An 8,943-nucleotide genomic window follows, 5' to 3' on the forward strand; every position below is an offset into this window, starting at 1 on the left:
TACACAGCTAGGGTGGGGGTATGTCGAGGGCAGGGTCCCGGGTGACGATGGCCGACGTCGCACGCCGCTGCGGCGTCTCGCCGATGACGGTGTCGTACTGCTACAACCAGCCCGACCGGGTGGCGCCGGAGACGTTGCGGCGGGTGCGCGAGGCCGCCGCCGAGCTGGGGTACCGGGGGCCGGACCCGACGGCGCGGTCGCTGCGCCGCCGCCACACCGGTGCGATCGGCGTCGTGCTGGGGGAGCACCTGGCGTACGCCTTCGAGGACCCGCAGGCACGCCGTTTCCTGGCCGGCGTCGCGGAGGTGTGCCGCGAACGCGGGTCGGGGCTGAACCTGATCCCCACGACGGGCAAGGCTGGAGACGTCGAGCGGGTCCGCTCGGCTTCGGTCGACGGCTACATCGTCTGGACCACCGTCGACGACGACCCGGTGCTGGACGTGGTGACCGGTCTCGGCAAGCCGGTCGCCGTGCACGGCGGTCCCGCCGTCCCCGGCGCGCAGGTGGTGAGCATCGACAACCGCGCGTCGGCACGGGAACTCGCCGCGCGCGTGTTCGCCGGAGCCCGCCGCCCGGCGGTGCTGAGCTTCCCGTTCGGCCGGGACAGCCGGTCACGGCTGGCGCTGGGCCCGGCCGCTGAGGACGTGGCGTTCCCGGTGACCCGCGAACGCCTGCTGGGGATCTACGACCACTGCCGCGAAGCCGGCGTGGCCGTGGACCGGCTGCCCGTCGCCGTCGCGCCCCGCAACGACCGCGCGGAGGCGGTGGCGACGGCCGACAGGCTGTTCGAGGAGCACCTCCCGGACGCGGTGCTCGCCATGAGCGACCAGCTCGCGTTCGCCGTACTGGACGCCGCCCGCCAGCGCGGCCTCCGGGTGCCGGACGACGTCGCGCTGGGCGGCTGGGACGACGACCCGGAGGCCCGGCGGGAGGGCCTGACGACCATCACCCAGTCCCTGTTCGACCAGGGTCGCGCCTGCGCGCGGATCGCGCTCGGCGACCGAGCCGCCGTCGAGCCGGTCACGTGGACCACCACGGTGCGCACCAGTACGAGGTGAGGCCTCAGCGGCGCCGGAAGACCGACCGCGGGAACAGCCGTCCGCGCCAGGCCGCGGCGCGTTCCCGGCGCCTGCGCGCGGATCGCGCTCGGCGACCGAGCCGCCGTCGAGCCGGTCACGTGGACCACCACGGTGCGCACCAGTACGAGGTGAAACCTCAGCGGCGCCGGAACACCGACCGCGGGAACAGCCGCCCGCGCCACGACATCGGCGCGTTCCGCCGCAGGCTCTCCCGCACGCCCTCGAACGCCGAGGCGAACCGCTGCGGGTCCTCCGGCTCCGCGCCCGGCGAGTACCACGACCGCTCGACCACGCCGACCACCGTGCGCAGGTGGTCCTGCCCGTGCTCGTCGAGGTGGTGCTGGTGGGCGACCTTCTGCGCCGCCACCCGCACCGTGTCCGACGGCGGGATCGGCAGGCCGCGGTCGGCGCACTCGTCGAGCAGCTCCGCCCACGCGGCGTCCGCCGCACCCGGCTCGCGGCCCGCGATGGCCCGCCTGCGCCGCCGCCGCGCCACCTCCCGCAGCACCGCGGGGGCCAGCACCGCCCCCACGACCACCAGCAGGACCAGCGACAGCGTCCAGTGCACCAGCCACGCGCTCAGCAGCACCGCGAGCAGCCACGCGCCCACCGCCGCGAGCGGCAGCCAGCGCACCCGGCCCCGCGCGAGCCGCGCCCCGGCGAACGCCGCCACCGTCAGCGCGATCGCCAGCAGCACGATCCCCAGCGCGATCCAGCCCGTCCAGCCCGGCGCCGAACCCGCGCCCGCCGCCTGCGGATCGCCGTTCGCGCCCGTGCCGTCCTCCTGCGCGGTCGGCGCACCGGTCGGCGCCTGGTGGGTCGTGGAGACGCTCGGCACCTCCTGGTCGTCCTGCGTGGACGGGTCGGTCGACGCGCTGCCCGACTGCAGGTACGGCGGGACGTAGCCCCGGCCGTCCGAACGCGGCGTCGGGTCGAAGCTGACCCAGCCGAGGTCCTCGCCGAAGTAGACCTCGACCCACGCGTGCGCGTCCTGCGAGGTGATCAGCCGGTAGTCGCCGTCGGGGTAGCCCGTGGTGAACCCGACGGCCACGCGCGACGGGATGCCCAGCACCCGCAGCATCACGGCCATCGCCGACGCGAACTGCTCGCAGAACCCGCGCTTGCCCTTGAGGAGGAAGTCCGCCAGGGCGTCGGAGTCCGTGGCCGCCGCCGTGCGCGTGTCGTAGGTGAAGCCGTTCTCCGCGGTGAAGTACCGCCAGATCGCGGTGGCCTTGTCGAACGTCGTGGCCTGCCCCGCCGTGATCTGCTGCGTCAGCGTGACCACGCGCGGGTCGACCCCGTTGATCCGGGTGTAGACCGCGGGCAGCGACGCCCCGCGGTCCGGCGCCGTCTCCAGCTGCTCCTTCGTCGGCTCGGCCAGGGACGCCAGCTCCGTGTAGGGCTGCATGTGCTGCTTGCGCTCGCTGAAGACCGCGCCGCTGTCCGGGTCGTAGTACCAGCCCGGCGACACGCCCTGGAGCCCGCGCAGCGCCCCGTACACCGGCAGCCACACGTCCACCCAGTTCACCGGCTCGATGTCGATCCGCCGCGACTCGCCGGTGCCGTCGTCACCGGGCGCCGCGGGCAGCGTGCGGTCGGCGGGGTAGCCGGCGGGCATCGGCCCGTCCGGCAGGCTCCAGCCCTGGTTCGGGCGGTAGGTGTCCAGCGTGAACGCCCGCAGCAGCCGCCTGTCGTTGCCGAGGCCGCGCACGCGGAACAGGTCCACGGTGTCGCCCTGGTCGAGCATGCCGCGCAGCGACGTGAACGGGTTGACGCCCAGGCCGCCCGAGCCCGCGCCCTGCCCGTTGCGCCCGCTGCCCGGCAATCGCCCGACGGTGCCGACGGCGGTGATCGCCGTGCCCGCGACCAGCCCGCACACGAGCGCCAGCGCCACCACCGCGACGGGGGCCGACGCGGCGGCGGGGGAGCGGTTCGTGCCCGGGCTGTCCCGGTTGCGCCAGCGGCGGTGCCGGTGGTTGCCGTCCACCGCGAGCAGTGCGGCGAACGCCGACGCGCCGAGCAGGAACGTCCACCACGGCAGCATCGAGTCCGACAGCGAGGCCGGGACCGCGTAGACGCACAGCAGCACCAGCCCGGTCGCGGCGGGCGCGGACGCGGCCACGGCGAGCGTGTCGACCAGCACCGCGACCATGCCCATCGCGATCGTGACCAGGCACAGGATCGGCGGCGTCGGGTCGACCGGCGGCAGTCCCGTGCGGATCTGGTCGAACGCCGAGACCAGCACGTCGTTCAGCTCGCTCAGCGCGGCGGGACCGGGGATGACGGTGAGCAGGCCGCTGCTCGTGAACACGCCGGTGACCAGCAGCAGGAGCACGACGAGCTGGGCGAGCCCGACCAGCGGGGTCGGCGTGCGGACCGAGCGCAGCGCCAGCCCGGTGCACGCGACGAGCACGACGGTGACCGCCACGTACCCCAGCCAGCTCGCGCCGCCGACCACGCCGGTCAGCGACGTGGACGCGCACAGCGTCGCGACCCCCGCGGCGGCGGGCGCGAGCACGGAGCTGCGCCACGCGGGCGGCGGCTGGACGTAGCGCTTCGCGGGGGTGTGCAGCTCCGGACCGCCGGGCGGCGGCGCGGGGGCCTGGGGACGGGGGAGCGTGCTCGTCATCGCGCACCCCCCAGCAGCGCGCCCCGGCCCGCGGCGGCCCGGCACAGCTCGGCCCAGACCTGCGTCATCGGCGTCACCGGGTCGGCGATCACCACACCCCAGCCCGCCGCGCGCAGCAGCGCCGCCGACTCCTCGGTGGCCGCCGCGCGCTTGTCCGGCGCGGACACGCCACCGGCGAACGCCGGGGTGTCCAGCAGGACCGCGAGGCTGCGCGTGCCGCGGGCGCGGAACCGCGCCAGCTCGTGGACCGCCTCGTTGCTCACCGTGCCCAGAATCGCGATCAGCTCCTGTCCCTCGGCCGGGTCGTGCCCGGTGGTCAGGTCGCGCTGGTGCGCCGGCTGCAGCGCGGCCAGCGCGTCCAGGAGGACGTTGTCGGCGTTGCTGGAGCTGCCCTCGCCGCCGTAGCCGGGCGAGTCGGCGAGCACCTTGCCGTGCTCGGTGACCAGCCGCACTCGGTGCCCCGACCGGCGCACGTGCAGGCACACGCTCGCGGCGAACGAGACGGCCCACTCCAGGCTCGCGGCGGGGCCGGTGCCGTGGTGGGCGGCCGCGCGGTGGTCGAGCAGCACCGTGATGCCGCCGCGCCACGGGCGTTCCTCGACGCGGACCATGATCTCGTCGCGGCGCGCGGTGGAGCGCCAGTGCACCTTGCGCAGGTCGTCACCCTGGCGGTAGTGCCGCACGATCACGTCGGTTTCGCCCTGGCCCGCGTGCAGGCGCACGCTGCCGTCGTCACCCGCGCCGACACCGGCCCCGGTCGGCAGGCCCCACAGGGAGACCACGCGCGGCACCACGACGAGCTTGCTGTGGCCGAACAGCTCGCGCTCGAACTCGCACAGCCCGAACGGGTCGGTCAGCGTCGCGCGCAGCGGCCCGACCTGCTGGATCCCGCGCAGCATCGGCTGGATCGGGTAGCGCAGCGCGATCGCCCGCCCCTGCGGCAGCCGCTCCACGACGAACCGCGGCCGCGAACCCAGCGCGTAGGGCACGCCGTCCTCCAGCAGCACCTCACCGGCGGGCAGCTTCCCGTTGCGCCACAGCGCGAGCTCGACCTCGCCCGCCGAGCCCGCCGCCACGCGGTCGGGCAGCAGCCGCCGCGAGGCGCCGATGCGCACGCGGGACGCGGCGATGAACACCACCACCAGCAGGGGCAGCCCGATGACGAACACGGCGACGCGCAGCAGGTCGCGCTCGTTGAGCACCACCGCGCACACGGCCGCCGCCACGCCCGCGGCGAGCAGGCAGCGGCCCCGCGTGGTCAGCCCCGACAGCGACCGCAGCATGGCCGGCTACCGGCGGCCCTGGCCGTTGAGCGCGGGACCGCCCTGTGGCACCGGCACGCGCTGCAGCACCGAGCGCACCACGTCGACGGCCGAGCGGCGCGCGGCGTGGGCCTCCGTGGTCAGCACGAGCCGGTGCGCCAGCACCGGGATCGCCACCGCGTGGAGGTCGTCGGGGACCACGAAGTCGCGGCCCGACAGCGCCGCCTGCGCCCGCGCGGCGCGGACGAGCTGCAGCGTGGACCGCGGGGAGGCGCCCAGCCGGATCTCCGGCGCCTGGCGCGTCGCGGCCACCACGTCCACGGCGTAGCGCCGCACCTCGGGCGCCATGTGCACGTTGCGCACCAGGTGGATCAGCCGGACCACGGTGGCGGCGTCGGACACCGGCTCCAGCTCGGCGAGCGGGTTGTGCCCGGCGTGCTCGTCGACCATCGCCAGCTCCGCCTGCTGGTCGGGGTAGCCGATCGAGACCCGCGCGGTGAACCGGTCGCGCTGGGCCTCCGGCAGGGCGTAGGTGCCCTCCATCTCGATCGGGTTCTGCGTCGCGATGACCATGAACGGGTCTTCGAGGGTGTAGGTCGTGGTGTCGACCGTGACCTGCTGCTCCTCCATGCACTCCAGCAGCGCGGACTGCGTCTTCGGCGAGGCGCGGTTGATCTCGTCGCCGACCACGATGTTCGCGAACACCGGGCCGGGGCGGAACTCGAAGCCGCCGGTCTGCCGGTTGTAGATCGACACCCCGGTGACGTCGCTGGGCAGCAGGTCGGGGGTGAACTGGATGCGGCTGACCGTGCAGTCGATGGAGCGGGCGAGCGCCTTGGCCAGCGACGTCTTGCCGACGCCGGGCACGTCCTCGACCAGGAGGTGGCCCTCGGCGAGCAGGGTCACCAGCGCGATCCGGACCACGTCGGGCTTGCCGACGAGCACGCGTTCCACGTTGCCCGCGATGCGGCGCATCGTGTCGTGCAGCTCGTCGAGGGAGACGGTCGCGTGCCCGTTGTAGGCGGTGGCCCCTGACGCGTAGTACGGCGCGGGCCCCGGTGCCTGCTCGCCGGCGTACTCGCCGGGCGTCGCGGGCTGGATCCTCGACGTCACTCGACCTCCTGGTGGTGAAACCCCTGTTGCGTGCGTGCTGGGTACGGAGTGAACCGCACGCCCCCCGAATGAGTGGTGGCGCGGAAGCGTCTCACAGACGGGTCCGGCGGCGCGTACGAGCCTTCCGATGCTGTTCGGCTGGTCTCCAGCCTCGCATCCAGTGTGTCAAACTCGTGCCAACCGCGTGACCGAACCCTCATTTTCCCGGGTGATGGGCATTCGGGGGCCCAGCCTCTATGCTGCGGTGGGAAACCGGTCGGCTACGGAGAGGCGCGATGGTCGGATCGAAGGTGGCACCGAGGGTGGACGCGGGTGCGTTCGCGGTGTCCCCGGAACTCGCGACGGCGGCGTTCGCGCAGCTCACCCAGTTGCAGGACGTCGTGGGCGAGCTGGTGCGCGAGGCCAAGGTGCTGGGCCGTGCCGTGCCGCTCGGCGGCGGCTACGCGGCGGAGATCGGCGAGTTCATGGCGCGCTACGGGATCGGTGGTCCCGGTTCGGCGGCCGACCAGCTGACGAAGTTCGGCCAGGAGCTGCAGGGCCTGCGCGACAACATCGAGAAGGCGCTCAAGCGGTACCGGGCCGCCGACGACGACGCGGCCGACGGGGTCGACTGCCACGGTGGCTAGGCGATTTCCCGCCCTGCTGCTCGCCGCGGCCTGGCTGCCGGCCGCCTGCGGGGCACAGGCCGCACCACCCGCGTCGCCGCCGGCGTCCTCGCCCTCGCCGAGTGCCCTGCCTGCCCCGTGCGGGCTGCTGTCCTCGGTCGACCGCTCACAGGCCGGGCTGACGTCGTTGGGTCAGGAGAAGACGATCGGGGTCGCGAGGGCGTGCGACTGGACCGAGACCGGCACGTTCGGCCTCACGGTCACGGTCGACGACACGGCCGCGGTGAGCGACCTGCGGACCGGTGAGGGGAACCAGCGCACCGTGGGCCGCCACCAGGCGCTGGAGGTGGCCGACCGGGAGAAGGACGACGGCACCTGCGCTGTCCTGCTCGACGTCGAGGACCGCGCGAGCGTGCAGGTCGACGTCTCCAACGCGAACTTCCGGGACACCGGGCTGGCCTGCCGTCGCGCCGAGACGGTGGCGCTGCTGGTGGAGCCGAAGCTGCCGTAGGAGGAAGCCGTGACGATTCCGGAACCGGTCCGCCGGTACGAGTCCCGCTCGCACGAGGAGCTGGCCCGCGAGGTGGCCGAGGGCAACGACCCGGCCGCGGCGGGGCAGCTCGGCGCGCGGTGGGCGGAGCTCGGTACGCGGCTGCGTGAGTCGGCGCAGGCGCTGGAGTCGCTGGCGGACCGCAGCGGCGAGGCGTGGCAGGGTCCGGCGGCCGAAGCCGTGCGGGCGACGCTGGCCAAGGCGGCGGCGTGGTCGGACCAGGCCACCGAGGTCTCGCGGGCGGTGGCCGGTGCGGTGAGCGGGCAGGCGGAGATCGCCGCCAGGGCGCGGGCGGAGATGCCGCCGCCGGTGTCGTACGACCCGGTCGCGATGATCCGCGAGTCGGCGGGTGACGTGGTCGCGCTGGTCGGCCTGTCCGACCGGATGGCGCGGCGGCGGGAAGAGTCCGAAGCGGCCCGCCGCAAGGCGATCGACGTGATGGCGGCGCGGGACGCGGCACTGCGGGCGTCGGTCCCGGACCGCGTGTTCGAGGCGCCGCCGGAGCTGACTTGATCCGCGTCTCGGCGACGGCCTTCGACGTCCTGTGGGAGGACCTGGGGTTGCCGGAGGTGCCGCTGCCGTTCGCGGTGCCCAGCCCGGGCGGTACTGAGCGGGAGCGGGCGGAGGTCCGGGAGGCGGTGTACCGCAATCTGGCCGAGCGCGGGCTGGCCCACGGGGGCCGTCCGGACGACGTGCTGGCCGACCGCCTGGAGGTCCTGGCGTCGGCGAGTCGGTACGTCGAGTGCGAGGTGCTGGTGTCGCTGTCGGACGAGACGCCGTTGCGTGCGGTGGCGGCGGGGGACGGGCGGCGCGCGGTGCTGGCGGCGCAGCCGAGCCGGACGATCGGCTTGTCGGCGATCCGCGGGACGGAGTTGCACGGGGCGGTCGTCGGGTTGCTGCCGCCGTTCGGGCCGGGGCCGGGGTTCGGGGTGAGCGTGCCGGAGTCGGCCCTGGTCGGGGGCGGGTCGGAGACGCGGGAGAAGCAGCTGCGTGAGCTGCGGGCGATCCAGGCCCGGCCGGTGCTGGGTGCGGGGCAGTTCTCGGTGCGGGTGCGCGAAGGCGGGCGGGTGCGCCGGGTCGGTGGGCTGAGCTGGTTCACCACCGAGGCCGGGGCGTACTGCGGCGGCGTCGCCCCCGGCCGCGGCGGCGAGTCCTGGCTGACGCTGACGCCCACCGACCCGGAGCGGCTGGCAGCACGGCTGGCGGATCTCGGGGGTTGATTCTCGCGGCGCTGGCTCCCCGGGTCGGCCTACCGCCCCGTCCCGACCCGCTGCGGCCGCCGGGCCATCACAGCCCGCGCGCCCCGCGCCCCTGGCGCACGCCCGGCCGTCGTCGCCCCCGCGCCCCCGCGCCCCCGCGCCCCGTGCCCCCGCGCCCCGTGCCCCCGCGCCCCGGCGCCCGCCGGGCCCCCGCCCCGCCTCGGCCCCGGCGCACCTCGGGGTCATCGCCGCCCGCCCCCGCCCGGGCCCCGTGCACGCCAGCCCCCCGCCCCGCGCCCGGCGGCCGCCGGGCCACGTCGCCGCCCCGGCCGCGCCCCGCCCCGGTCCACCGCGCGCGCCCGACCCCGCCGCCCACCGCGCCCCGGCCCCCGCGCCCCCCCCCCCCCCCCCCCCCCCCCCCCCCCCCCCCCCCCCCCGCCCCCCCCCCCCCCCCCCCCCCCCCCCCCCCCCCCCCCCCCCCCCCCCCCCCCCCCCCCCCCCCCCCC

8 protein-coding genes are annotated in these 8,943 nt (G+C 75.8%); 5 read left to right on the forward strand and 3 right to left on the reverse strand.

Going from position 1 to position 8,943, the window contains the following annotated elements; all coding sequences use genetic code 11:
• The first annotated feature begins 20 nt into the window (after positions 1 to 20).
• Entirely contained in the window at positions 21 to 1,058 is a 1,038-nt protein-coding gene (locus BMZ92_RS34490) for a LacI family DNA-binding transcriptional regulator (protein WP_245783427.1), read from the forward strand.
• A gap of 157 nt (positions 1,059 to 1,215) precedes the next feature.
• On the opposite strand, the gene BMZ92_RS34495 is transcribed toward BMZ92_RS34490, so the two are convergent.
• The 3 genes from BMZ92_RS34495 to BMZ92_RS34505 are packed head-to-tail and all read right to left on the reverse strand — an operon-like array spanning position 1,216 to position 6,083.
• The gene (locus tag BMZ92_RS34495) at positions 1,216 to 3,708 is read right to left on the reverse strand and encodes a transglutaminase TgpA family protein (RefSeq protein ID WP_091516523.1); all 2,493 of its coding nucleotides are present in this window, start codon (positions 3,706 to 3,708) and stop codon (positions 1,216 to 1,218) included.
• Positions 3,705 to 4,991: a DUF58 domain-containing protein gene (locus tag BMZ92_RS34500; protein WP_091516497.1), complete on the reverse strand. Its 1,287-nt coding sequence runs from the start codon at positions 4,989 to 4,991 to the stop codon at positions 3,705 to 3,707. The genes BMZ92_RS34495 and BMZ92_RS34500 overlap by 4 nt, the downstream gene beginning before the upstream one ends.
• Before the next feature lie 6 nt (positions 4,992 to 4,997).
• Positions 4,998 to 6,083, reverse strand: coding sequence for an AAA family ATPase (locus tag BMZ92_RS34505; RefSeq protein WP_177229003.1), 1,086 nt, complete (start codon positions 6,081 to 6,083; stop codon positions 4,998 to 5,000).
• Between the two features lie 275 nt (positions 6,084 to 6,358).
• Here BMZ92_RS34505 and BMZ92_RS34510 point away from each other — a divergent pair, with 275 nt between their 5' ends.
• The 4 genes from BMZ92_RS34510 to BMZ92_RS34525 are packed head-to-tail and all read left to right on the forward strand — an operon-like array spanning position 6,359 to position 8,458.
• Positions 6,359 to 6,709: a hypothetical protein gene (locus tag BMZ92_RS34510; RefSeq protein WP_091516500.1), complete on the forward strand. Its 351-nt coding sequence runs from the start codon at positions 6,359 to 6,361 to the stop codon at positions 6,707 to 6,709.
• Positions 6,702 to 7,199: a DUF3558 family protein gene (locus BMZ92_RS34515; protein ID WP_245783428.1), complete on the forward strand. Its 498-nt coding sequence runs from the start codon at positions 6,702 to 6,704 to the stop codon at positions 7,197 to 7,199. The genes BMZ92_RS34510 and BMZ92_RS34515 overlap by 8 nt, the downstream gene beginning before the upstream one ends.
• A gap of 9 nt (positions 7,200 to 7,208) precedes the next feature.
• A complete protein-coding gene (locus BMZ92_RS34520) occupies positions 7,209 to 7,751 on the forward strand; it encodes a PPE domain-containing protein (RefSeq protein ID WP_091516501.1) in 543 nt (180 codons plus the stop codon).
• Positions 7,748 to 8,458, forward strand: coding sequence for an ESX secretion-associated protein EspG (locus BMZ92_RS34525; RefSeq protein WP_091516504.1), 711 nt, complete (start codon positions 7,748 to 7,750; stop codon positions 8,456 to 8,458). Before BMZ92_RS34520 ends, BMZ92_RS34525 begins: the two co-directional genes overlap by 4 nt.
• The last annotated feature ends 485 nt before the right edge of the window (positions 8,459 to 8,943 follow it).

This window comes from Amycolatopsis sacchari (genome assembly GCF_900114035.1).
Taxonomy (GTDB): Bacteria; Actinomycetota; Actinomycetes; order Mycobacteriales; family Pseudonocardiaceae; genus Amycolatopsis_E; species Amycolatopsis_E sacchari.

Excerpts from the sequence above, each read along its gene's own strand:
- BMZ92_RS34510 (WP_091516500.1), top strand. The coding sequence starts at position 6,359 with ATGGTCGGATCGAAGGTGGCACCGAGGGTGGACGCGGGTGCGTTCGCG.
- BMZ92_RS34500 (WP_091516497.1), bottom strand. The coding sequence starts at position 4,991 with ATGCTGCGGTCGCTGTCGGGGCTGACCACGCGGGGCCGCTGCCTGCTC.
- BMZ92_RS34495 (WP_091516523.1), bottom strand. The coding sequence starts at position 3,708 with ATGACGAGCACGCTCCCCCGTCCCCAGGCCCCCGCGCCGCCGCCCGGC.
- BMZ92_RS34490 (WP_245783427.1), top strand. The coding sequence starts at position 21 with ATGTCGAGGGCAGGGTCCCGGGTGACGATGGCCGACGTCGCACGCCGC.